Consider the following 23,840-nt stretch of genomic DNA (forward strand, 5'->3'; position numbering starts at 1 on the left):
AACAATCGGTTGCATTTTAAATATCCGTAACATTGCCGCTTCAGGCGAAACCGTCGATCCGGCAGGTGATGAGATCGTGGTCAGACAGCGGCCGGCCGGAGGGGCAGAGCGACGAGACGATGCGGGTCTGCGAGACGGCAAGGCCGCGGGTCAGGAACCAATCGAGCTTCATCGCCCGCTCGGGCCAGCGGGTGATCAGGCTCGGACGCGTCGTCATCATGTCGAGCGGGCCGCCGTGGCGCGTGAAGCCACGCTCGGCAGCGCGGGCGAAAAGGCCTTCAGCCTCGAAATCACCACCGGCATGGTTGCCGGTGTTGAGATCACCACCGATGATGAGCGGGCGGCCCGGAAAGGCGGCATCCAGCGCATCCATCAGGCCGACCATCTGGCGCTCGCGATAGGCCGCCATCGTCGCGCTTTCGAAATGCGTGGAGGCCAGCACGAGCGGACCGGATTCCGTGTTGATGACGGCGCCGATCGCCATGCGTTCGCCCAGGCGCGGCTGGTCGACCGCGTCCATGAACCAAAGGCGTTCACCTTCCAGGCGCAGCAGGAAGGGCTCGTGCAATGGCACGGTCGACATCAGGCCGTTGCCATGCAGGCCGCGACGGTTGAATTTGTCCTTGCAGAATTCGAGTTCCGTCTCCGAGCCGAGGCCGAGCTCGATGAATTCGACACCGTAAAGATAGGCCATGCCGAGCTCGTCGGCGACCTCTGCCGTGGTGTGGCGCTGGCGCGTGCGGGCCATGCCGTCGTCCATCTCGGAGAGCAGCACGATCTCGGCACCGGTGGCACCCAGATGTTCGGCGCTCTGCAGCGGAAACAGGCAGCGCTCCAGGTTCCAGGCGGCAACGGTGAAGGGAAAGGGCAGCGGCTCGGCGCGCTCGGCCCGGCCACCAGCCTCCACCGCGTTCATGCAGGCGAGGTCCGCCATATGGGCGTCGTGCGCGGCGATGGACTTTTCGAGACCTGCAATGGCGGCGCGCTCCTCCGGGGAGGGCGCGGACAGCCTGCCGACGGTCGTGCGGATCATGATATCACGAACTCCACCGTGGAAGCGCTTGTCGTAACCGTTCTTTCGCCCACCCAATCGATGCGGCGACCGCTGGCCGTGTCGAAGAAATGCAGCCGGGAGGGCGAAATCGACAGCGAGGCGGTTTCCGGAAGCGAGATTTCCGCCGAGAGCGCCGCGACCATCGGCTGGTCGCCGACGAGCCCGTGCACGAGGCGCTGGGCACCCAGTTCCTCGACATAGTCGATGCGGAACGGCATGCTGCCATCCAGGCCCTGATGCAGGCGCAGGTCCTCTGCGCGCAGACCCACGGTGACGGCGCCCTGTGCCGGCACCGTCGAACCGAGGTCGATGAGCGCCGGGCCAAGCGCCAGCTTCGTGCCATGCACTTCACCGCTGACGAGGTTCATGGCCGGCGAGCCGATGAAGCTTGCGACAAAGGTGGTGGCCGGGCGGTGATAGACCTCCAGCGGGCGGCCGATCTGCTCGATCTTGCCGCCTGACAGGACGACGAGCCGGTCGGCGAGCGTCATCGCTTCCAGCTGGTCGTGCGTGACATAGATCGACGTGGTGCCGACGCGGCGTTGCAGGCGCTTGATCTCGCCGCGCATGGAGACGCGTAGCTTCGCATCGAGATTGGACAGCGGCTCATCGAACAGGAAGGCCGACGGCTTGCGCACGATGGCACGGCCCATGGCGACACGCTGCCGCTGGCCGCCGGACAGCGCGCGGGGCTTGCGTTCCAGATAGGGCTGGAGTTCCAGCATGCGGGCGGCCTCCGCCACGCGTGCATCGATCTCCGCCTTCGGCGTGCGACGGTTCTTCAGGCCATAGGCAAGGTTTTCGTAAACCGACATGTGCGGGTAGAGCGCGTAGTTCTGGAAGACCATGGCGATATCGCGGTCGGCCGGATCAACGGCGTTGACCACGCGGTCGCCGATCGTCACGCTGCCCTCGCTGATCGTCTCCAGCCCGGCGATCATGCGCAGCAGCGTCGACTTTCCGCAGCCCGACGGGCCGACGAGCACGATGAACTCGCCGTCGGCGATGTCGATGTTGACGGCGCTGACCGCGGTCACCCCGCCATTGTAGATCTTCGATACGTCCTTGATGCCGATCGATGCCATGGGGAGGTTCCTTACTTGTCGCTTTCGGTGAGGCCCTTGATGAACCAGCGCTGGAAGATCAGCACGATCATCACGGGCGGCAGCATGGCGAGGATCGCCAGCGCAAAGGCCTCGTTGTAATCGGGGATGTTGGAGCCGACCCAGACGAGCAGGATCTGCTTGATGCCGCGCACCAGCGTGAAGAAGCGCTCATCTGTGGTCATCAGCGTCGGCCAGAGATACTGGTTCCAGCCATAGACGAACATGATGATGAAGATCGCCGCGATCATGGTGCGCGAGAGCGGCACCAGAATGTCGAAGAAGAACTTGATCGGCCCGGCGCCATCGATGCGCGCAGCCTCCAGCAGTTCCTCGGGTACCGACTTGAAGAACTGGCGGAAGAAGAAGGTGCCGGTGGCGGATGCGAGCAGCGGGACGATGAGACCGGTATAGGTGTTGGTCAGCCCAAGCTTGGTCATCACCTCGTAAGACGGCACGATGCGCACTTCGAGCGGCAGGAGCAGCGTCGTAAAAATCATCCAGAAGAACAGCGTGCCGAACTTGAAGCGGAAATAGACGATCGCATAGGCCGCCAGCATCGACAGCACGATCTTGCCCGCGGCAAAACCGATGCCAAGGATCAGCGAATTGAGGATCATGCGGGTGCCAGTGATTTCGCCGGTGAAGCCACCCTTGCGCGTCAACACGGTGTTGTAGGTCTCGGTGAAATGGTCGCCCCAGGAGAGGAAGACGCCGTTGCGGTGGATGTCGACCGCGTCGTGGGTCGAGGTCATGAAGGCGACCACGACCGGCGCCACCATGATGAAGACGCCGAGCATGAGGACGAAGTGATCGAAGAAACGGATGCGGTTCATGGCGGGCGCCCTCTCAATTGTAATGGACGCGCCGCTCGATGAAGCGGAACTGGAAGATGGTGAGCACGAAGACGACGATCATCAGGATGACGGACTGGGCCGAGGAGCCACCGAGGTCGTTGCCGCGGAAGCCGTCCATATAGACCTTGTAGACGAGCGTGATCGGGTTGTTGGCCGCCTTGTCCTTCACCATCACGTCGATGACGCCGAACGTGTCGAACAGCGAATAGGTCATGTTGATGATGAGCAGGAAGAAGGCGGTGGGGGCAAGCAGCGGCAGCGTCATCGTCCAGAAGCGGCGGACGCCGGAGCGGCAGTCGATGGCGGCGGCTTCGCGCACGGAGACGGGGATGCTCTGGAGCCCTGAGAGAATGAAAATGAAATTGTAGGGGATCTGCTTCCAGACCGACACGATGATCATGGCGATCGCGGTGTCGTTGTAGTTGAGGCCGACCTTCATGTCCCAGCCGAAGAAGCCGGCGAGCTTCACCAGCGGGCCGATATGCTGGTCGAAGAACATCATGCCCATCAGGCCGGCGACCGGCGGGGCGATGGCGTAGACCCAGATCAGCAGCGTCTTGTAGGTCGAACTTCCCTTCAACACCGCGTCGGCCTTGACGGCGAGCAGCATGCCGATGCCCAGCGACAGGAAGGTCACCAGCACCGTGAAGACGACGGTGAAGCGGGCGATTGCCTGGTACTGCACGGAGCCCAGCGCATCGGCATAGTTGGAAAGGCCCACGAAGGTGGAGCCGAAACCGAACGGGTCTTCGAGATAGAAGGACGACTGGATCGCCTGCACGGAGGGCCAGTAGAAGAACACGAAGATGATCGCCATCTGCGGCGCGATAAAGAGATAGGGCAGATAGGGCGAGGAGAATTGCACGCGCTTCATGGAGCCACCTTCATAGCGGCGTGCCGGGAGCAGGACGCCCCCGGCACGAATTTCAGCGGATGGCAGTATCAGCCGGCGGTCTTGGCGAAGCGGGCGAGCAGTTCGTTCGCTTCGGTCTCGATCGTCTTCAGGGCTTCTTCGACAGTCGTTTCACCGGCGAAGATGCGGCCGTATTCGCGTTCCATGATTTCGCGGATCTGCGGGTAGAAGCCGAGGCGGTAACCCTTCGACCAGTCGCCCGACTTCAGCATGAGCTGCTGGATGCCGACTTCGGCTGCCGGCTTCTCCTTGTAGTAGCCTTCGGACTTGGCGAGTTCATAGGCAGCCTTGGTGACGGCGACGTAGCCGGTTGCCTGGTGGTAGAACTTCTGGATTTCCGGCGAGGTCAGGAACTGGAAGAAGTCGGCCGTGCACTTGTTTTCAGCTTCCGGCTTGCCGGACATGGCGAAGAGAGCAGCGCCGCCGATGAAGGTGTTGGTGCCGGCACCCTCGATGCTGTTCCAGTAGGGCAGGAAGGTTGCCGAGAACGGCTTCTGTGCGGTCTTCTGGAGGCCGCCGAACGAACCCGAGGAGCCGATCCAGAAGGCGGCCTTGCCTTCTTCGAAGAGCTTCTGGTTGTCGTTCCAGCCGGCGCCGTAATAGCCGAAGTAGCCTTCGTCAGCCCAGGCCTTGAGCTTGGTGAACATCATGACGAGGTTCGGGTCCGTCATGTTGATCTTGGTGTCGACGACCGAGTCGTAACCGTTGTTGTTCGTCGCGAACTGGATGTTGTGGCGCGAGAAGAAGTTTTCGGTGAACTGCCAGGTCAGCTGCGACTGGACGAGCGGCAGGTAGCCGGCTTCCTTGAGCTTCGGCGCGACAGCCTCGAACTCTTCCCAGGTCTTCGGGGCTTCGACACCGGCTTTTTCGAGGGCTTCGGTGTTGACGTACATGATCGGCGCCGAGGAGTTGAACGGCATGCCGACGAACTTGCCATCCGGGGCGGCGTAGAAGTAGCGCACGCCTTCGATGAAGGCTTCGCGGTCGAAGGTGTAGCCGGCCTGGGTGATCAGGTCTTCAGCGGGGATGACGGCGCCCGGCGCGTTGATGATCGTCGCCGCACCGGCGTCGAACACCTGCAGGATGTTCGGCTGCTCGCCCGAACGGAAAGCCGCGATGCCCGAAGCCAACGCTTCCTCGTAGGTGCCCTTGGAAACCGGCGTGATGGCGCAGGTCGACTGGGCGGCGTTGAACTTCTGCGCGACTTCGTTGATCACTTCGCCGTTGCGGCCGGCCATGCCGTGCCACCAGGTGATGTTGGTGGCGGCCATCGACGTCGTGGCGGAGATGGCGAGTGCGAAACCTGCGAGGGAAAGCGGCTTGAACATGGGTTGCTCCTCTTCACCGGATTTGGTGTGAGGGGTGCACTAAGGGGCGACCATGACGGGCGCGTTACGCTTTCATGTCAGTTTCGTTACATTTTCCTTTTGATCAAAACGCATCCACAAGGTGTTTTGGAAGCCGCCAGGGCCGCACCGCGACAATATCATACCGTAACGACAGGCGATGACCGTCCGGCTGGCGCGAAAGCCAGAGTTCGCTGGCCGCGCGAATGCGGTTCTGGGTCGTTCCTGTGACGGCGAAGACGGCGCTGTCGACATCGCGGCGGGCTTTCACTTCCACGCAGACGATGAGATCACCGCGCCGGGCGATGATGTCGATCTCGCCAAGCTTGGTGCGATAGCGGATGGCGCGGATGCGGTAGCCCTTGGTCATCAGATACAGTGCAGCGATGTATTCGGAAACGTGTCCGCGGCGGAAGGCCTTGAGCCGGTTCGGATCCGCCGCCCTATCCCGCATCGCCGCCCTTCAGGTCGATGAGGCGCTGGTAGAGGTCGCGGCGCGGCAGGCCGGTCTGGCGTGCCGCCTCCGTCGCGGCCTTGCCCGCCGACATGTCTTTGACGAGCGCCGAAAGCAGCCGGTCGACATCCGCCGCCTCGGGGGCTGCCGCCTCGCCCGGCGGGGCGATGACGAAGACGATCTCGCCCTTCACCGTGTGACCGTCACCATAAAAGACGGCGAGATCACCGAGCGGGCCGCGGCGGAATTCCTCGAATGTCTTGGTCAGTTCGCGGCAGACACAGGCGACGCGCCCCTCGCCCAGCACGTCCGCTGCGGCGGCAACCGTTGCCGCAATGCGGTGAGGCGATTCAAAGAACAGCAGCGTTGCCGGAACACTCGCAAGTTCTGCGAGGCGGTCGCGCTTCGCCTTGTCCTTGGTCGGCAGGAACCCTGCAAAAAAGAAGGCGTCGTTCGGCAAGCCGGAACCGACGAGGGCGGCAAGCGGCGCGGAGGCGCCGGGGATCGGCACCACGCGGTGGCCGGCCGCGATGGCGAGCAGCGCAAGGCGATAACCGGGGTCGGAGACGAGCGGCGTGCCGGCATCCGACACGAGCGCCACGGATTTCCCCGCTTCGAGCGCCGCGATGAGGCGGGGACCGGCCTCGTCAGCATTGTGCTCATGATAGGCATAGGGCCGGTTGACGATGCCGTAGCGGTCGAGCAGCACGCGGGTGACGCGGGTATCCTCGCAGGCAAGCACATCGGCGCCGGCCAGCGTTTCCAGCGCGCGCAGCGTGATGTCGGAGAGATTGCCGATGGGGGTGGCGACCAGGTAGAGCGCCGGCTCCATCGGGCGGGCCGGGATCACGGCATTGTGCAGGCGAAAGCTTTTCGCGTTTTCGCCAGCTCCGCTCGCCACAGCCTCGTCCCGCATATCCGTCACCTTTCCGGCCGTTGAAGGGCCGCACTTTTCTCTCCTTATGGGCGAGCAGGCATGCCCTCGCAAGGTGCGACCAGTGAGTATCGCGCGTCCAGCGCCGTTAGCACTTGCAATGTTCGACCAGTTTCTGCCATTTTGCCCGTCCACATCCTTCCGGCACAACCGGAATTCCAAGGCAATGCCGCGCCGGTCTCCGGCGCACTAGCGGTCGAAAGCGGTACAGTTCATGCGCATTACTCTCGAGCGGTCCAATCTTCTGAAGTCGCTGAACCACGTTCATCGCGTGGTCGAACGGCGCAACACGATCCCGATCCTCTCGAACGTGCTGCTGCGCTCGGATGGCGCAAGCCTCGACATGAAGGCGACCGACCTCGACCTCGAGATCACGGAAGCGACGCCCGCACAGGTCGAACAGGCCGGCGCGACCACCGTTCCAGCGCATCTCCTCTACGACATCGTCCGCAAGCTTTCCGACGGCTCGGAGGTGGCGCTCGCCACCAATGCCGACGGCTCGGCGATGACGGTGACGTCCGGCCGCTCGAAATTCTCGCTGCAATGCCTGCCGCAGTCCGACTTCCCGGACCTCACCGCCGGCAGTTTTTCGCACACGTTCCGCCTCAAGGCGACGGATCTGAAAATGTTGATCGATCGCACGCAGTTCGCGATCTCGACGGAAGAGACCCGCTATTACCTCAACGGCATCTTCATCCACACGATCGAGAGCAATGGCCAGCTGAAGCTGCGCGCCGTCGCCACCGATGGCCACCGCCTCGCGCGCGCCGATGTCGAGGCCCCGTCGGGCTCCGAGGGCATGCCGGGCATCATCATTCCGCGGAAGACGGTCGGCGAGCTCCAGAAGCTGGTCGACAATCCGGACCTCGTCGTCACCGTCGAAGTGTCGGACGCCAAGATCCGTTTCACCATCGGCTCGATCGTTCTGACCTCCAAGCTGATCGACGGTACCTTCCCGGATTACCAGCGCGTGATCCCGACCGGCAACGACAAGGAACTGAAGATCGATTGCCAGTCCTTCGCACAGGCCGTCGACCGCGTTTCCACCATTTCCTCCGAACGCGGCCGTGCCGTGAAGCTGGCGCTGGGCGAAGGCCAGCTGACGCTGACCGTCAACAACCCGGATTCGGGCAGCGCCACGGAAGAACTGGCCGTCGGCTACGACAGCGATCCGCTGGAAATCGGCTTTAACGCCAAATACCTGCTCGACATCACCTCACAGCTCTCCGGCACGGAAGCCGTCTTCATGCTGGCCGATCCGGGTTCGCCGACGCTGGTGCGCGATCTCGCCGGCGACGACGCCCTCTACGTGCTCATGCCGATGCGCGTCTAGGCCTGCGGTCTCGACATCGGGAAACCGTTGTGGAACCCGCCGGCCATCCGGCGGGTTCTTTTTTGCGTAAGCGCCGCCGCCCGAGGAAACTTGGGGCGACGGCGCAATCAGACTTGCTTTTGACGCAAACCGCGTCACATATTTGCCCATGGCCGGACGAACTGGACGGGAATGAACCCCGCTGCCGACCTAGCGAATGCACCATGAAGGGGAATGGCATGACGTTGCGTGTGAAGGTCAAGGAACGGCTGGGCAAAAAGTTCGACGACGAAATCCGCTTCTTCAAGGGCTGGATGAGCAACACGCGGGCCGTCGGCTCGATCATTCCCACGTCCTCGATCACCGCGCGCCGCATGGCGAGCGTCGTCAACCCCAACTCCGGCCTTCCGGTGCTGGAACTCGGCCCGGGCACCGGCGTCATCACCAAGGCGATCCTCGCGACCGGCCTTGCCCCGGAAAAACTGACCTCGATCGAATTCTCGACGGACTTTTATAACCACCTCGTCGAGCGCTTCGATGGCGTGAACTTCATCAATGGCGATGCCTTCGACCTCGACAAGACGCTTGGCGCGATGCGCGATGCGACGTTCGACAGCGTTGTTTCCGCCGTGCCACTCCTCAATTTCCCGATGCACAGGCGCGTGTCGCTGATCGAGGACCTGCTGTCGCGCATTCCCGTCGGCCGCCCGGTCGTGCAAATCTCCTACGGCCCGCTCTCCCCCGTCGTCGCCATGCCGGATCGCTACCAGATCACGCATCTCGACTTCGTCGTGCGTAATATTCCGCCGGCGCAGCTCTGGACCTACCGCCGCACCCACTGAGGCACGGCCATGTTCGCGCTCTACATCACCCATCCGCAGGTGCTGATCGACCCGGCCGTTCCCGTGCCCGACTGGGGCCTGTCAGAGCGCGGGCGCGAGCGCGCCCTGCTTGCCGCTTCATCCGACTGGTCCCGCCAGATCGGCCGCTTCGTGGCGAGCACCGAGCGCAAGGCGATCGAGACGGCGGACATCCTGGCCGCCGGCCGTCTCGCCATCGAAACCGACCATGCCATGGGCGAGAACGACCGCTCCGCCACCGGCTTCCTGCGGCCAGACGCCTTCGAGGAGGCGGCCGACTGGTTTTTCGCCCATCCGGAACAGAGTTTTCGCGGCTGGGAGCGGGCCGTGGATGCGCAGGCGCGCATCGTCTCGGCGGTCGAGCGGGCATTGGCCGACCACGATCCCAAAATCCCCATCGCCTTTGTCGGCCATGGCGGCGTCGGCACATTGCTGAAATGCCACCTCAAGGGCAAACCGGTCCACAGGGATGGCGACCAGCCGGCGGGCGGCGGCAATCTTTTCGCTTTCCGGCTTGCAGACCGCGCTGTCACATGCGACTGGACGCCAATGGAGTTTTGGAAAGGGTTTTGACCATGTCCGCGCGCGACCGCCTGATCGTTGGCCTCGATGTTCCAACCATCGCGGAGGCGGAAAAGGTGGTCCGGACGCTCGGCAGTACCGCCCTCTTCTACAAGATCGGCTACCAGCTGGTCTTCGCCGGCGGCCTGGAGTTCGCCCGCGACCTTGCCAAGGACGGCAAGAAAGTCTTCCTCGACATGAAGCTGCTCGACATCGACAACACGGTGGCGAAGGGCGTGGAAAACATCGTCAAGATGGGCATGTCCATGCTGACGCTGCACGCTTACCCCAAGGCCATGGCCGCCGCCGTGTCCGCTGCCAAGGGCTCCGACCTCTGCCTGCTCGGCGTGACGGTTCTCACCTCCATGGATGCCAAGGACGTCATCGACGCCGGCTACGAATATGACCCGCATACGCTCGTGCTGCGCCGCGCCGAACAGGCGCGCATCGCCGGCATGGGCGGCGTCGTCTGCTCCGCCGAAGAAGCCAAGGCCGTCCGGAAGATCGTCGGTGCGGACATGGCGATCGTCACCCCCGGCATCCGCCCTGCCGGCGCGGAACTCGGCGACCAGAAGCGCGTGATGACACCGTCCGACGCCTTGAAGGCCGGCTCCAGCCATCTCGTCGTCGCCCGCCCCATCGTGAACGCCGCCGATCCGCTTGCCGCGACCAAGGCCATCCTCGCCGAGATGGACGGCGCGCTGACGGCGTGAAATAACAGCCCGTTACAGGGGATACCCCCTCATCCGGCCTTCGGCCACCTTCTCCCCGCTGGGGAGAAGGGAAACGAGACGTCTGCGATGTCCCCTTCTCCCCAACGGGGAGAAGGTGCCGGCAGGCGGATGAGGGGGAAATCTCGACGGCGCTTTGACAACAAAAGACGGAGAGAGACATGCCGAAGGGCTACTGGATTGCACAGGTCGACGTGCGCGACCCCGAGCGCTACAAGGACTATGTCGCCGCCGCCAAGCCGGCCTTCGAGAAGTTCGGCGCGAACTTCGTCGCCCGCGGCGGTGCCTATGCACAGCTGGAAGGCCGCGTGCGCGCCCGCAACGTGATCATCGAATTCCCCTCCTTGCAGGCCGCCGTCGACTGTTACAACTCGCCGGAATACCAGATCGCCGCCGCCATCCGCCAGGAAGTGGCGGATGCGGAAATGGTGGTCGTCGAAGGCCTCTGATCGCCGGGCTCAAAACCTTCATAAAACCCGGCCGGAGAGACGCTTCGCCGCGCTTCACCTTGTCAGCACTTTGGGCTATGTAGGCCCTACCTACCTTTCCTACTCTCCAGGAGCAGCCACATGACCTTGTCCAACCTTCCGCCGCTCGTCACCGTCTTCGGTGGCTCGGGCTTCGTCGGGCGTCATGTGGTGCGCGCGCTGGCGCGCCGCGGCTATCGCATCCGCGTTGCCGTGCGCCGCCCGGATCTCGCCGGTTTCCTCCAGCCGATCGGCGGCGTCGGCCAGATCTCTTTTGTCCAGGCGAACCTGCGCTACCGCCAGTCGGTCGACCGCGCCGTCGAAGGCTCCGACCATGTCATCAACTGTGTCGGCGTGCTCTTCGAGAGCGGCCGCAACAGCTTTGATGCCGTTCAGGATTTTGGCGCTCGTGCAGTCGCCGAGGCTGCCCGTGCAGTCGGTGCCAAGCTCACGCACATTTCCGCGATCGGCGCCGACGAAAAGTCGCAGTCCTCCTACGCCCGCACCAAGGGCCGCGGCGAGGCGGCCGTGCTGCGCACGGTGCCGGACGCCGTCATCCTGCGCCCCTCCGTCGTCTTCGGTCCGGAGGACGGCTTCTTCAACAAGTTCGCCACCATGGCCCGCTATGCGCCGGCTTTGCCGCTGATCGGCGGCGGCCACACCAAGTTCCAGCCGGTCTATGTCGCCGACGTCGCGGAAGCGGTTGCCCGTTCTGTGGATGGCACCATCGAACGCGGCCGCATCTACGAACTCGGCGGCCCGGAAGTGCTGACCTTCCGCCAGTGTCTCGAGCTGATGCTGCGCGTGGTCGACCGCAAGAAGCCGCTTGTGTCCCTGCCCTTCGGCATTGCTTCGCTGATCGGCTCCATCGCCTCGCTGGTGCCGTTCATCGCGCCGCCGCTCACCTCCGATCAGGTGACGCTGCTGCGCTCGGACAATGTGGTTTCCGATGCTGCCCGCAGCGAAGGCCGCACGCTCGAAGCCATCGGCATCGAACCGATCCTCGTTGAAGCGATCCTGCCGAGCTACCTCGTGCGCTACCGCCAGCAGGGCCAGTTCACCCGCATCGACAAGACGGCCTGACAGGCGTTTTTCGGGAATCGGAACGGCCGCCGCAGGGGTATTTCCCGCGGCGGCCGCTTTGTTTTCTGAAAGCGCTTTGAGCGCTCTGTTGCACTTATGCAGCGGTTAAAAAATGCGTTGCGGCATTTACCCGAGATTCAGCATGTCGCGATATTGCTTGTCTTCGGGCCAGCGAATAAACACCGCCCCCGTCGCGTTGTACTGAATGACAGTTCTGCGGCGTATTTTCAGGACTTTGAGAGGCTTCCCGCCCATGGGCAAGGCAATTGCAATCTTCTTCGGATTTTCGGCTCTGATCATCGTGGCCGGATCCTTTGCCGCGCCCTCGACGGTCTCCGCCGGCAAGCACGGCTGCTCGCCGGCCTACGGCGTCGACCCGTGCACGACCGCATCGGTCAAGTAAGCGCCGGCCGGTCCTGAGACCGGCCGAATTGATTCTTTGTTTGACGCAATTCCGAACGGAAAACCGCTACGCACTTTTCCTGGAATTGCTTCTCAACCAAAGACCAGCAGGCCGATCAGGCCCAGCGTTCCCACAACGATTCGCCAGATCGCAAACAGCGTGAAGCCGCGGCGCGACACGAAGTCGAGCAGCTTGCGCACGACGAACAGACCAGCCACGAAGGCAGCGGCAAAGCCGACGCCGATCACCAGCAGGTCGTCCGACGAGAGTGCATCGCGGTTCTTGTAGAGATCGAGCGTGAAGGCGCCGACCATGGTCGGCATGGCGAGGAAGAACGAGAATTCCGCCGCCGAACGCTTGTCGGTGCCCATCAGCAGGGCGCCGGCGATGGTGGCACCCGAGCGGGAGGTGCCGGGAATCATCGCCAGGCACTGGCACAGGCCGATCTTGAAGGCGAGTGAGGGCGGATAGGTCATCGCATCTGTATAACGCGGCGTCAGCGGCAGCTGATCGATCACGTAGAGAATGACGCCGCCGATGATCAGCACGATGCAGATGAGCATCGGCGTCTCGAACAGCACCGTCTTGATGAAATCATGCGCGATCGCGCCGATGACCGCCGCCGGCATGAAGGCGATGAGCACGCTCAGCACGAAACGCCGTGCTTCGGGACTCGACGGCAGCGCGAAGGCGATGCGCAGCAGCTTTGCCGCATAGACGGAGAGGATCGCCAGGATGGCGCCGAGCTGGATCAGCACGGCAAAGGTATTGCCCGGCGATTTGAAGCCGAGAAAGTGCCCGGCAAGCAGGATGTGTCCGGTGGAGGACACTGGTATGAATTCGGTCAGGCCCTCGATGAGACCGAGAATGAGGGCACTGACAATCGATTGATCTGCCATGAAAGTTCCTTGAGACTGGGAAAGGAAGGCATGAAAGTGAAGCAGGCTTACGGCAAAAAGCCCGATTCGCTTGTGTTTGTACCACCAAATTTCTATAGGTTCGTCAAATCAGCCGTCGCCAAATCAGTTCCGCATGAAGCGGCAGGCCCGGCATCGCCCCTTCCGCAAGACGAGTAAAAGCAGCGTTCATGCCCACACTCTATCATCATCCGATGTCGTCCGCGTCACGCTTCGTCCGCCTGATCCTTTCGGAATACGGCTTCCAGACGGAGCTTGCCGAGGAGGCGCCGTGGGAAAACCGCCGCGATTTCCTGGCCCTCAATCCGGCTGGCACGCTGCCCGTCTATGTCGACGACAGCATGCGCGCGCTCTGTGGTGCGAGCATCATCTCGGAATATCTCGACGAGACCCACGGTGTGCTGAAGCGCGATCGCCGGCTGCTCGCCGAGGACCCGTTTCAACGGGCGGAGATTCGCCGCCTGACGGAATGGTTCCTGCAGAAGATGGAACAGGACGTCACGCGCCCATTGGTGCGCGAGCGTATCTTCAAGCTGCAGATGACGCCGGACCAGGGCGGCGGCCCGCCGGACAGCAAGATCCTGCGCAACTCGCGCGCCAATATCCGCCAGCACATGAAGTATCTCTCCTGGCTTGCCGGCTCGCGTACCTATCTCGCCGGCGACCGGCTGAGCTATGCCGACCTTGCCGCCGCCGCGATGATCTCGGTGCTCGACTATATGGGCGAGATCAACTGGGCGGACGCGCCGCAGGCCAAGGACTGGTACCAGCGGCTGAAGTCCCGCCCCTCCTTCCGTCCGCTGCTTGCCGAGCGCGTGCGCGGCGTCACCCCGGTCTCGCATTACGCGGACCTGGATTTCTGAGGACAGACACATGTCGGGCGACGAGAGGCTCCGGCGCCGCCTGACCGATTTCGTCAAGGCGGAAGCGGCGGACAAGGGGTTCGACCTCTGTCGCATCACCGGCCCCGACTCGATTCCCGAAGCGCCGCCGCGTCTCGCCGACTTCCTCGCCGCCGGCTATCACGGCACGATGGACTGGATGGCCGAGACGGAAGCCCGTCGCGCCGATCCTCGGGTGCTGTGGAGCGACGTGCGCTCCGTCGTGCTGTTCGGCATGAACTATGGCCCGGAGCACGATCCGCGCGCCGTGCTCGCCATGCCGGACCGAGCCGCAATTTCCATCTATGCGCAGAACCGCGATTATCACGACATCATCAAGGGCAAGCTCAAGGAAGTGGCGACACGTTTTGCCGCGCGCGGCGGAGCGGACGTCAAGGTCTTCGTCGATACGGCGCCGGTGATGGAAAAGCCGCTTGCGGCCGCGGCAGGCCTCGGCTGGCAGGGCAAACACACCAATCTCGTCAGCCGCACGCATGGTTCCTGGCTCTTCCTCGGCAGCCTCTTCACAACCGCCGATCTCTTCCGCGACGAGTCGGAGCGCGATCATTGCGGCTCGTGCCGCGCCTGTCTCGACGCCTGCCCGACACAGGCTTTCCCGGCGCCCTACAAGCTCGATGCCCGGCGCTGCATCTCCTACCTCACCATCGAGCACAAGGGGCCGATCGAGCCGGAATTTCGGACAAAAATCGGCAACCGCATCTATGGCTGCGACGACTGCCTCGCCGCCTGCCCCTGGAACAAGTTCGCCGCCAGCGCCTCCGAAATGAAGCTCATCGCCCGCGAAGAGCTGAAGGCGCCGGCCATTGCCGACCTTTTGACGCTCGACGATCCCGGCTTCCGCGCCCATTTCTCCGGCTCGCCCGTCAAGCGCATCGGCCGCGACCGCTTCGTGCGCAACACGCTGATCGCCGCCGGCAATTCCGGCGACCGCAGCCTGATTACGCAATGTACGCGCCTTGCCGACGACACCGCGCCCGTGGTGCGGGGCATGGCCGCATGGGCGCTTTCCCGCCTGATGACACCTTCCGAATTCCGGCAATTTGCGGCAGGAAGGGTGGAGGACGCCGACGACGACGTGCGTGCGGAATATGAGAGAGCGAAGGCAGACTGTCTATGAAACACCTCCTGATCCTCGGTGCCGGCTTTTCCGGCAAGGCCATCGGCGAAACCTTTCGGGATGCCGGCTTTTCCGTCTCCGGCACCACACGGTCCGCCGAGAAAGCCGAGGCACTCCGCGCCCTCGGCGTCGAACCGATCCTCTATGACGGCGGCGCCATCCCCGAGACCCTTGCTGCCGACATGGCGCGTGCCACCCATCTCGTTCAGTCGATCGCGCCCGGCAAGGACGGCGATCCGCTCTTCCGCACCGAAAGCCCCGCGCTCTCCACCCTGATGCCGAAGCTCGAATGGGCCGGTTATCTCTCCACCGTCGGCGTCTATGGCGACCACAAGGGTGGATGGGTGACGGAGGACACGGTGCTGAACCCGGTCTCCGCCCGCTCCGTCGAGCGGGTCGAAGCGGAAAACCATTGGCTCGCCTTCGGAGAGGCATCAGGCCTGCCCGTCGCCGTACTGCGCCTTGCAGGCATTTATGGTCCGGGGCGCAATGCGCTGCGCAACATGGCGGACGGCACGGCGCGCCGCCTCATCAAGCCGGACCAGGTGTTCAACCGCATCCGCGTCGAGGATATCGGCGACTCGGCGCTGTTCCTTGCACAAAAGCATCTCGGCGGCGTCTGGAACATCACCGACGACGAGCCCGGCCCGCCGCAGGATGTGGTGGCGGAAGCCGCCCGCCTGATGGGCCTGCCGACCCCTCCGGACATTGCTTTCGAGACGGCGGAACTTTCTCCCATGGCCAGGTCTTTCTATGGCGAGAACAAACGCGTCTCGAACGCGAAACTGCGTGCGGCGGGCTTTGACTTCCGCTTTCCGAACTACCGCCAGTCGCTCGCAGAATTGCACGCGTCCGGGCGGTGGCGGGGCTGACGGGGCGGGGCAGGCAACGGCCCCTTTTGTTGTTTAATACAACCTGAAATTTATCTGCCCTATTTTTGCCGCCGAATTCCTGCGCAGTAATTGCTAATATTGGAAGTTTTTTCTGAAAATTTGCACGAATGCCTCATCGGCATTCCAGTTCGACAGTCGATACAGTTTAGCGACTGATTCAGAAGACCTTTTCCTGTCATCTTAACAAAGATTAAAAATCCATCGTGCGCGATGGACTGTATATCGGAACGCCGTTCGACAGAATTGTGGCGGGTTGAGGCACGCTTTTGCCACTTTTGCTTCATCATAGGGCAAGCATCAAAGGGGATTTTCACAACTCGCCGTAAGGGTCATCCTAGACATGCTGTCCAAGCTCTCCAGCCTCGCGCTCGCTTCTCTCGTCGTCACCTCCTCCACCTTCGTTACTTTTTCTGATGCTCAAGCCGCTGGTTGCGGTCGCGCCTCGTGGTATGCGCTGCATTCGCGCACGGCCTCCGGCGAGCGGATGAATCCGAACCTGATGACGGCCGCCCATCGCAGCCTGCGCTTCGGCACCAAGGTGAAGGTCACCAACGCCAACAACGGCAAGAGCGTCGTGGTGCGCATCAACGATCGCGGCCCCTTCATCCGCGGCCGCGTGCTCGATCTTTCCAAGGCCGCCGCTTCCAACATCGGCATGATCCGCTCCGGCCACGCCAAGATCTGTTTCGAAGTCATCGGCTGATCAAACCTTGAATCTGCGCACTCCCGCTTGCCCTCGGCGCGTTCCGCCGCTACCACGACGCAAAATGGAGTAAGCGGATGCGATTGGGTGGGCGGCTCTCGGGAGCCATCGAGGTTCTGACGGATATCGAGACGCGGCGGCGTCCCGTCGCCGATGCGCTCAAGGACTGGGGCCTGTCCCATCGCTTCGCCGGGTCCGGCGACCGCGCCGCGATCGGCAATATCGTCTACGACGCGTTGCGCATGAAACTGTCGCACGCCTTCCTGATGGACGATGACAGCCCTACCGCCCTCGGCTACGCGGTGCTGCTGCGCCAGTGGGACCTCGCCCCCGAGGCACTGGCTGCGGAATTCGACGGTGATCGCTTCGCCCCGGAAACGCTTTCCGAAGAAAAGCTCGCGGCCTTCCGCACCCGCAGCCTCGATGAGGCGGCCCCGCATGTGCAGGGCGATATCCCGGAATGGATCCAGTCTGCCTTCGAGACGAATTTTGCCGATGCGTGGCTGGCCGAAGCCAAGGCGCTGGCCGGACGGCCGACGCTGGACCTCAGGGCCAACACGCTGAAGGCCGGCCGCGACAAGGTGCTGAAGGCACTGGAACGCAACGCCGCCGTCGCCTCCCCCATCGCCCGCCAGGGCGTGCGCATTCCCGCCGGCGAAGGCCCGTCGCGCCTGCCGAACGTCACCGCCGATCTCGCCTTCCAGAAGGGCTGGTTCGAGGTGCAGGACGAAGGCTCGCAGATCGTCGCCGATCTCGTCTTCCCGCAGGATGGCGACCAGGTTCTCGACTTCTGTGCCGGCGGCGGCGGCAAGACGCTCGCCATGGCGGCCGCAATGCACAACAAGGGCCAGGTGCACGCCTACGACACCGACCGCAAGCGCCTCGCCCCGATCATCGAGCGGCTGAAGCGTGCGGGTACCCGCAACGTCCAGGTCCACGAGGACATTTCCAGCCTGTCGTCGCTCAAGGGCCGGTTCGACCGCGTGCTGGTCGACGCGCCCTGCACGGGTACCGGCACCTGGCGCCGACGCCCGGACACCAAGTGGCGCCTCACCGAGAAGAACCTCGAGGAACGCATCGTCCAGCAGCAGGAAGCGCTCGCCAATGCCAGCGCCTTCGTGCGGCCGGGCGGTTCCCTGCTCTACGTGACCTGTTCCATCCTGCCGCAGGAGAACGAAGACCAGGTGCACGGCTTCTGTGCGGCCAATCCGGAATTCGAGATCCTGCCCGTCACCGATACGTGGCAGAAGCTGTTCGGCGCGGACAAGCCGCAGCCTTGGTCGCGCGATGGAAAGACCGTCACGCTGACCCCGGCATCCACCGATACGGACGGTTTCTTCTTCTGCGCCATGGGCCGCAAGGCCTGAGGCGTTTGCGCTCTGTCAAAACGGGCAGAACAGCTTGAAATCGTTCTAAACTATACACTTTGACACCAGTTTTTATTTGGTCCATGACAGTAACGCCTGAATAATCCCGAGCCCGGCGGCCTGCCGGGCCATCCGGGCAACGGCCTGCTGTCGAGCAAGCCGCGACGTCCGGTGTCGGGGGGACACGCCAAACAGGACACCAGGAGACGTCATGACCACTTCCACTCTTCGCGCGGTCGCCTTTGCGCTTGCTGCGGCGGCGTCAAGCCTCGCCATCGGCTCCGCCCATGCGGCGGCCGATCCGGCTGCGATCGTCAAGCACTATGCCGAAATCGCCCATGCCAAATTCTCCGACTCGCTCGATGCCGCCAAGGCGCTCGATGCGGCGGTCGATGCCCTCATTGCCAAGCCGAGCGACGAAACGCTGAAGGCAGCGCGCGAGGCGTGGCTGAAGTCGCGCGTGCCCTACCAGCAGACGGAAGCCTATCGCTTCGGCAACCCGCTCGTCGACGACTGGGAAGGCAAGGTTAACGCCTGGCCGCTCGACGAAGGCCTGATCGACTATGTCGACCCGAGCTACGGCACGGAAAGCGACGAGAACGCACTGTTCGTCGGCAATGTCATCGCCAACCCGAAGCTGGAGATCGCCGGCAAGACGATCGACGCGACGACGATCACGCCGGCTGTTCTGCAGGAGCTGCATGAGGCCGGCGAAGTCGAGGCGAACGTCGCCACCGGCTACCATGCTATCGAATTCCTGCTGTGGGGCCAGGACCTGAACGGCACCGGCAAAGGCGCCGGCAACCGCCAGGCTTCCGACTACGACAAGGCCAATTGCACCAACGGCAATTGCGACCGCCGCGGCGCCTATCTGAAGGCCGCCTCCTCGCTGCTCGTCACCGATCTCGAAGAGATGGTGAAGGCCTGGGCCGCGGATGGCGACGCGACCAAGAACGTCACCGCCGATCCGAAGGCCGGCATCACCGCCATGCTGACCGGCATGGGCTCGCTCTCCTACGGCGAACTGGCCGGCGAGCGCATGAAGCTCGGCCTGCTGCTGCACGATCCGGAAGAAGAGCACGACTGCTTCTCCGACAACACGCACAACTCGCACTACTACGACGTCGTCGGCATCCAGACCGTCTATACGGGCGAATATACCCGCCCGGACGGTTCGAAGCTGACCGGCCCGTCGCTCTCTGAGCTGGTTGCGGAAAAGGACGCCGCACTCGACACCGAGATGAAGGGCAAGCTCGACGCCAGCCATGCCGCCTTCAAGGCGCTGGTCGACCGGGCGGAAGGCGGCGAAGCCTATGACCAGATGATCGGTGAAGGCAATGCGGAAGGCAACAAGGTGGTACAGACTGCCGTCGACAGCCTGATCGACCAGACGAAGACCATCGAACGCGTCATCGGGTCGCTGGACATCGGCAAGATCGAGCTTGAAGGCTCCGACAGCCTGGATAATCCTAACGCTGTCTTCCAATGATAGAAGGCGGGCCGCCTCTCCCAAGATGGCGGCCCGATTTCACGCATGACAGAACGCCCTGCCCGTCGCCTGCTCGCGGTTTCTGCCGCGGTCCTCGTCGCGGCGGGCGTTTTTGTTATTGGCGCCCATTCCGCTGATGGCGGGCGCGATGATCTTTCGGAAAAGGACCGCAAACGCGTCGCTACGGTGACACGGCTAACGACGGACTTTTCTGCGGCAGAGCAATACGAGGCCATGTCCGGCGGGGCCGCGACCTCGCTTGCGTCGACCGACGTGAACAGTTTTTCGCATTTTCCGGACAACATCACCTTCGCCGAGGAAGAGACGTTCAAGCTCGGCAACGCGCTGTTCCAGAAGCTCTGGGTCTCTTCGCCCTCCTCCACGCAGGCCTCGGACGGCTTGGGGCCGCTTTATAACGCACGCTCCTGCCAGACCTGCCACATCAAGGACGGCCGCGGTCATCCGCCGGAGGGGGCGGCCGAGGCAAGCTCCATGTTCCTGCGTCTGGCGCGGCCCGCGACGACGCCGGAGGAAGAGACGGCACTGAAGACGTTTGGCGAGATGAGCCTGCCGGACCCCGTCTACGGCCGCCAGCTTCAGGATCTCGCCGTGCCTGGCCTCAAGGCCGAGGGCCGCATGGTCATCACCTACACGGAAGAGCAGGTAGCGCTTGCCGGCGGCGAGGTCGTCAGCCTGCGCCGGCCGAGTTACTCCGTTGCCGATCTCGCCTATGGCGACCTCGATGCGGCGACAACGCTCTCGCCGCGCGTTACCCAGCCGATGCTCGGCCTCGGCCTCATCCAGGCGATCCACGCGGCGGATATCCTGGCGCTCGCCGACCCGGACGATGCGGATGAAGACGGGATCAGCGGCAAGGCCGCGGTCGCCATAGACCCGAAAACCGGCAAGCAGACGCTGGGCCGGTTCGGCTGGAAGGCGCAGTCCGCGACCGTGCGCCAGCAGAGCGCCGACGCCTTCGCTTTCGACATCGGCATCTCGACACCGGAGGTACCGCTGCACCAGGGCGACTGCATGCCCGCACAGGTCGCCTGCCTGGAGCGGCCGGACGGCGTGCAGAAACGGCTCGGCGACGTGGAGGCGCCACCGCCGATCATGGATCTCGTAACCTTCTACGCGGAAAACCTCGCCGTGCCGGCGCGCCGCAAGGCGAGTTTTGCCGAGACGCTGGCGGGCAAGCGCGTCTTCTACGAGACAGGCTGTGTCAGCTGTCACCAACCGAAATTCGTGACCCGGCGTGATGCCGAAAACAAGGCCCATGCCTTCCAGCTCATCTGGCCCTATTCCGATTTCCTGCTGCACGACATGGGCGAAGGCCTTGCCGACGGGCAGGCGGTCGGCGTGGCGAGCGGCCGGGAGTGGCGCACGCCGCCGCTCTGGGGCATCGGCCTTACAAAAACCGTCAACGGCCATACGTTCTTCCTGCATGACGGACGCGCCCGCAACCTCACCGAGGCCATCCTCTGGCACGGCGGCGAGGCCAAGGCTGCGCGCGACCGCTTCACTGCCCTGGAAAAACAAGACCGCGACGCCCTTCTGACCTTCCTGGAGAGTCTCTGATGCTGACCCGGCACCCAACCTTCCACCGTTTCGGAACTCTCCTCGCAGCCGGTCTGCTGCTCACGGCCAGCCTCCCGGCCGCTGCGCAGGAGGGTGGCGCACCGGTGCTGCCGGAGCTGACGGACGAGATCGTCACCGGCATCATGACGCGCGCCGTGGACGACGTCATCCGCCCCGGCTACCGCGCCTTCCAGGCCTCCGCAGGCGCGCTTGCCGAGACGACCGCCGCCTTCTGCAAGGCGCCATCCGAGGATGGCCGGAAAGCGGTCGATGACGCCTTCCGCCAGGCGGTGACCGACTGGGGTCACATCGAGATCGTGCGCATCGGTCCTGTCATCGAGGACAACCGCTTCGAGCGCATCCTGTTTTACCCCGACCGCAAGGGCACCGGTCTGAAACAGGTGCAGGCGCTGCTCCAGAAGCAGGACGAAGCGGATACGAAGGCCGAAACGATGGGTGGCAAGAGCGTCGCCATCCAGGGCTTTGGCGCCATCGAATTCGCCCTCTACGGCACGGGCTCCGAAACGCTTATGAATACCCCGGACGGTTTCCGCTGCCGCTATGCCGCCGCCGTCGCCACCCATATCGAGACGACGGCCGGCCAGCTCGTCGCGGCCTGGGACGCGCCGGACGGCGTGCAGCGGGACTGGAAACATCCCGGCCCGCAGAACCCGGTGTTCCGCACCGCCAAGGAAGCAATGACCGCGCTGCTCGGCATTCTCGTGCACGGCGCGGAGGCGGTGCGTGACCAGCGCATCGAAACCTTCTATCGCAATGGCGGCATCGCCCGCCCGAAATCGGCGGTGTTCTGGCGCTCCGGCAACACCTGGACATCGATCACCGCCAATATCGACGGCCTGAAAACGCTGTTCGACAAGTCCGGCATGGCGGACCTCGTCGATCCCAACGTCGCGTCGATCAACGGCAATATTGAGTTCGTGCTGAACTCGCTCCACCGCATCGCCCCGACGATCGACCCCGACATGGAGAAGGCCGTCTCCACGCCGGCGGAACAGCAAAAGATCAATTTTCTTCTCGTCAACACGCGCGACCTGATCGTCAGTCTCGACGGCGGCTATGGCGGCGCCATCGGGCTCGGCTCCGGCTTCTCCTTCTCGGACGGCGACTGATGACGGCGACGGGCGGCCATAGCGCGCTTGTCGACCGGCGCGCCTTCCTGCGCATGGCGGGTGCGGCCTGGGTCGCGACGCTTGGCGCGCGCCAGGCCTTTGCGCTCACCCGCACGGATGCCGTCTTCGCTTCCGGCTACCGGGACAGCAATGGCCGTTTCGGCATCGCGGTTCTTGCCGAAGACGGCACGATCATCGACCGCACCGCCTTGCCCGCGCGAAGCCACGGCATGGCCTTTTCGCCGGCAACCGGCCACCTCGTCGCCTTCGCCCGGCGCCCCGGCACTTTCGCGCTGGTGATCGACCGCAGCGGCAAGGCGGAGCCCATGACGATCGCCGCAGCCGACGACCGGCACTTCTTCGGCCACGGCTGCTTTTCGCCGGATGGAAGACTGCTCTATGCCAGCGAGAACGATTTCGACGCCAACCAGGGCGTGATCGGCCTCTATGATGCCCGCGACGGCTACCGCCGCATCGGCGAATATCCCACCTACGGCATCGGCACGCACGACCTCTCCGTCAGTGATGACGGAAGCCTGCTGATCGCCGCCAATGGCGGCATCGAAACCCACCCGGATTTCGGCCGCACCAAGCTCAACCTCGACCATATGGAGCCGTCGCTCGCGCTCATTGATGCTGCAACCGGCGCGCTGATCGAGCGCCACACGCTGCCTGAGAAACTTCGCCAGCTTTCCACCCGCCATATCGATCTCGACGACAAGGGCCGTATCTGGTTTGCCTGCCAGTACGAGGGGCCGCGCAACGACCTGCCGCCGCTCGTCGGCCATTTCGGAAAGGGCGAGGACCTGACCTTTCTCTCCCTGCCGGAGGAGACCACCATCGGCCTCGCCAACTATGTCGGCGCCATCGCCGTCAACCGGCGCGAGGGTCTTGTCGGCCTCACCTCGCCGAATGGCGGACGCTTCGTCGTGCTCGATGCAGGAACCGGCAGCGTGCTGCACGAGGAAGGCGTCACGGACGCCGCCGGCATCGCCGCCGCGCCGCAGGGCTTCGCCGTCTCCTCCTATGACGGGCGTTTCGCCGGCCACCGCGAGGGCGTCTCCTGGGACCAGCATATTGCCGGTCTGATACCGCGCCGCTGATTACGGCCCCTCCGCCTCTGGACGGCCGTCTGTCGCGCACTACCTCCCGGCGCATGAACAACAAACCCCTCGTCTATCTGCTCTTCATCATCCTTGTCCTCGGTGGCGGTCTCGTGATCGGTGCCAACAACGTGCCGGGCGACTGGTACCAGTCGCTGGCAAAACCGTCCTTCAACCCGCCGAACTGGGTGTTCGCGCCGGCCTGGAGCCTTCTCTACGTCATCATCGGCGTGGTGGGCGCCCGCACATGGCTTTCCCCGCTCCGCCGGTCGATCGCGATGCGCCTCTGGTTCGCCCAGCTCGTCTTCAACTTCGCGTGGTCACCGGCCTTCTTCGGCCTGCAGGATCCGATGTCGGCGATGATCATCATCCTCGGCCTTCTCACCTCGGTCGCAGGCTTCATCGTGGTCTCCTGGCGGCAGGACCGGACGGCAGCCCTGCTCTTCCTGCCCTATCTCGCCTGGGTGCTCTTCGCGACGGCCCTCAATGCGGCAATTCTTACGTTGAACTGAAAGACGCTTGCGATGCAGCATGGGCCGTGCAAACGTCGATCAACTCCGTTC

Annotated in this window: 26 protein-coding genes; 17 read left to right on the forward strand and 9 right to left on the reverse strand. The window is 63.8% G+C overall.

Annotated elements, in window-relative coordinates; genetic code table 11:
* Positions 1-40: 40 nt before the first annotated feature.
* The 7 genes from AC1RT2_RS14155 to rsmI all read right to left on the reverse strand — a co-directional run bounded on the left by AC1RT2_RS14155 (position 41) and on the right by rsmI (position 6,643).
* Positions 41-1,033: an endonuclease/exonuclease/phosphatase family protein gene (locus AC1RT2_RS14155; protein WP_493102734.1), complete on the reverse strand. Its 993-nt coding sequence runs from the start codon at positions 1,031-1,033 to the stop codon at positions 41-43.
* Positions 1,030-2,139 (reverse strand): sn-glycerol-3-phosphate import ATP-binding protein UgpC, encoded by a 1,110-nt coding sequence (locus AC1RT2_RS14160; RefSeq protein WP_493102736.1) that lies wholly within the window; start codon positions 2,137-2,139, stop codon positions 1,030-1,032. Before AC1RT2_RS14160 ends, AC1RT2_RS14155 begins: the two co-directional genes overlap by 4 nt.
* 11 nt (positions 2,140-2,150) lie before the next feature.
* Positions 2,151-2,993, reverse strand: a complete 843-nt coding sequence (ugpE, locus tag AC1RT2_RS14165; RefSeq protein ID WP_069060241.1) for a sn-glycerol-3-phosphate ABC transporter permease UgpE — start codon at positions 2,991-2,993, stop codon at positions 2,151-2,153.
* Between the two features lie 13 nt (positions 2,994-3,006).
* Entirely contained in the window at positions 3,007-3,939 is a 933-nt protein-coding gene (locus AC1RT2_RS14170) for an ABC transporter permease subunit (protein ID WP_493102941.1), read from the reverse strand.
* Between the two features lie 17 nt (positions 3,940-3,956).
* On the reverse strand, positions 3,957-5,255 hold the full coding sequence (locus AC1RT2_RS14175) for an extracellular solute-binding protein (protein ID WP_493102738.1): 1,299 nt from the start codon (positions 5,253-5,255) through the stop codon (positions 3,957-3,959).
* Positions 5,256-5,358: 103 nt separating this feature from the next.
* Positions 5,359-5,727: a YraN family protein gene (locus tag AC1RT2_RS14180; protein WP_493102740.1), complete on the reverse strand. Its 369-nt coding sequence runs from the start codon at positions 5,725-5,727 to the stop codon at positions 5,359-5,361.
* Positions 5,717-6,643 (reverse strand): 16S rRNA (cytidine(1402)-2'-O)-methyltransferase, encoded by a 927-nt coding sequence (gene rsmI, locus AC1RT2_RS14185; protein ID WP_493102742.1) that lies wholly within the window; start codon positions 6,641-6,643, stop codon positions 5,717-5,719. Before rsmI ends, AC1RT2_RS14180 begins: the two co-directional genes overlap by 11 nt.
* A gap of 232 nt (positions 6,644-6,875) precedes the next feature.
* On the opposite strand from rsmI, the gene dnaN reads away from it, so the two are divergent.
* The 6 genes from dnaN (at position 6,876) to AC1RT2_RS14215 (ending at position 11,675) form a co-directional block, all read left to right on the forward strand.
* Positions 6,876-7,994: a DNA polymerase III subunit beta gene (gene dnaN, locus AC1RT2_RS14190; protein ID WP_069060246.1), complete on the forward strand. Its 1,119-nt coding sequence runs from the start codon at positions 6,876-6,878 to the stop codon at positions 7,992-7,994.
* Between the two features lie 218 nt (positions 7,995-8,212).
* Positions 8,213-8,815, forward strand: a complete 603-nt coding sequence (pmtA, locus tag AC1RT2_RS14195; protein ID WP_069060247.1) for a phospholipid N-methyltransferase PmtA — start codon at positions 8,213-8,215, stop codon at positions 8,813-8,815.
* Positions 8,816-8,824: 9 nt separating this feature from the next.
* Positions 8,825-9,406 carry a histidine phosphatase family protein gene (locus tag AC1RT2_RS14200; RefSeq protein ID WP_493102746.1) on the forward strand — a complete coding sequence of 194 codons (582 nt, stop codon included), beginning with the start codon at positions 8,825-8,827 and terminating at the stop codon, positions 9,404-9,406.
* A 2-nt stretch (positions 9,407-9,408) separates the two neighbouring features.
* The gene (gene pyrF / locus AC1RT2_RS14205) at positions 9,409-10,107 is read left to right on the forward strand and encodes an orotidine-5'-phosphate decarboxylase (protein WP_493102750.1); all 699 of its coding nucleotides are present in this window, start codon (positions 9,409-9,411) and stop codon (positions 10,105-10,107) included.
* A 179-nt stretch (positions 10,108-10,286) separates the two neighbouring features.
* Complete coding sequence (locus tag AC1RT2_RS14210) at positions 10,287-10,574, forward strand: DUF1330 domain-containing protein (protein WP_493102752.1); 288 nt, start codon at positions 10,287-10,289, stop codon at positions 10,572-10,574.
* Between the two features lie 120 nt (positions 10,575-10,694).
* Positions 10,695-11,675 carry a complex I NDUFA9 subunit family protein gene (locus tag AC1RT2_RS14215; protein WP_493102754.1) on the forward strand — a complete coding sequence of 327 codons (981 nt, stop codon included), beginning with the start codon at positions 10,695-10,697 and terminating at the stop codon, positions 11,673-11,675.
* A gap of 126 nt (positions 11,676-11,801) precedes the next feature.
* Here AC1RT2_RS14215 and AC1RT2_RS14220 read toward each other — a convergent pair whose 3' ends face one another.
* Complete coding sequence (locus AC1RT2_RS14220) at positions 11,802-12,020, reverse strand: hypothetical protein (protein ID WP_171902419.1); 219 nt, start codon at positions 12,018-12,020, stop codon at positions 11,802-11,804.
* Positions 12,021-12,170: 150 nt separating this feature from the next.
* Positions 12,171-12,977 (reverse strand): undecaprenyl-diphosphate phosphatase, encoded by an 807-nt coding sequence (locus AC1RT2_RS14225; protein ID WP_493102756.1) that lies wholly within the window; start codon positions 12,975-12,977, stop codon positions 12,171-12,173.
* A gap of 30 nt (positions 12,978-13,007) precedes the next feature.
* Between AC1RT2_RS14225 and AC1RT2_RS14230 the strand changes: the two genes are divergently transcribed.
* The 11 genes from AC1RT2_RS14230 (at position 13,008) to AC1RT2_RS14280 (ending at position 23,789) form a co-directional block, all read left to right on the forward strand.
* Complete coding sequence (locus AC1RT2_RS14230) at positions 13,008-13,154, forward strand: hypothetical protein (protein ID WP_160857823.1); 147 nt, start codon at positions 13,008-13,010, stop codon at positions 13,152-13,154.
* Between the two features lie 11 nt (positions 13,155-13,165).
* Complete coding sequence (locus tag AC1RT2_RS14235) at positions 13,166-13,858, forward strand: glutathione S-transferase family protein (protein WP_160857824.1); 693 nt, start codon at positions 13,166-13,168, stop codon at positions 13,856-13,858.
* A gap of 10 nt (positions 13,859-13,868) precedes the next feature.
* Positions 13,869-15,014, forward strand: coding sequence for a tRNA epoxyqueuosine(34) reductase QueG (queG, locus tag AC1RT2_RS14240; protein WP_493102759.1), 1,146 nt, complete (start codon positions 13,869-13,871; stop codon positions 15,012-15,014).
* Entirely contained in the window at positions 15,011-15,886 is an 876-nt protein-coding gene (locus AC1RT2_RS14245; protein WP_493102761.1) for an SDR family oxidoreductase, read from the forward strand. Before queG ends, AC1RT2_RS14245 begins: the two co-directional genes overlap by 4 nt.
* 361 nt (positions 15,887-16,247) lie before the next feature.
* The gene (locus tag AC1RT2_RS14250; RefSeq protein WP_493102763.1) at positions 16,248-16,610 is read left to right on the forward strand and encodes a septal ring lytic transglycosylase RlpA family protein; all 363 of its coding nucleotides are present in this window, start codon (positions 16,248-16,250) and stop codon (positions 16,608-16,610) included.
* A 77-nt stretch (positions 16,611-16,687) separates the two neighbouring features.
* Positions 16,688-17,977, forward strand: coding sequence for an RsmB/NOP family class I SAM-dependent RNA methyltransferase (locus AC1RT2_RS14255; RefSeq protein WP_493102765.1), 1,290 nt, complete (start codon positions 16,688-16,690; stop codon positions 17,975-17,977).
* 211 nt (positions 17,978-18,188) lie between these two features.
* Positions 18,189-19,466, forward strand: coding sequence for an imelysin family protein (locus AC1RT2_RS14260; RefSeq protein WP_493102767.1), 1,278 nt, complete (start codon positions 18,189-18,191; stop codon positions 19,464-19,466).
* Between the two features lie 45 nt (positions 19,467-19,511).
* A complete protein-coding gene (locus tag AC1RT2_RS14265; RefSeq protein ID WP_493102769.1) occupies positions 19,512-21,044 on the forward strand; it encodes a di-heme oxidoreductase family protein in 1,533 nt (510 codons plus the stop codon).
* A complete protein-coding gene (locus AC1RT2_RS14270) occupies positions 21,044-22,174 on the forward strand; it encodes an imelysin family protein (RefSeq protein ID WP_493102771.1) in 1,131 nt (376 codons plus the stop codon). Before AC1RT2_RS14265 ends, AC1RT2_RS14270 begins: the two co-directional genes overlap by 1 nt.
* A complete protein-coding gene (locus tag AC1RT2_RS14275) occupies positions 22,174-23,277 on the forward strand; it encodes a DUF1513 domain-containing protein (protein WP_493102773.1) in 1,104 nt (367 codons plus the stop codon). Before AC1RT2_RS14270 ends, AC1RT2_RS14275 begins: the two co-directional genes overlap by 1 nt.
* A 53-nt stretch (positions 23,278-23,330) precedes the next feature.
* The gene (locus tag AC1RT2_RS14280; RefSeq protein ID WP_493102775.1) at positions 23,331-23,789 is read left to right on the forward strand and encodes a TspO/MBR family protein; all 459 of its coding nucleotides are present in this window, start codon (positions 23,331-23,333) and stop codon (positions 23,787-23,789) included.
* Positions 23,790-23,840: the final 51 nt, after the last annotated feature.

Source organism: Shinella sp. GW821-FHT11G07 (assembly GCF_058808115.1).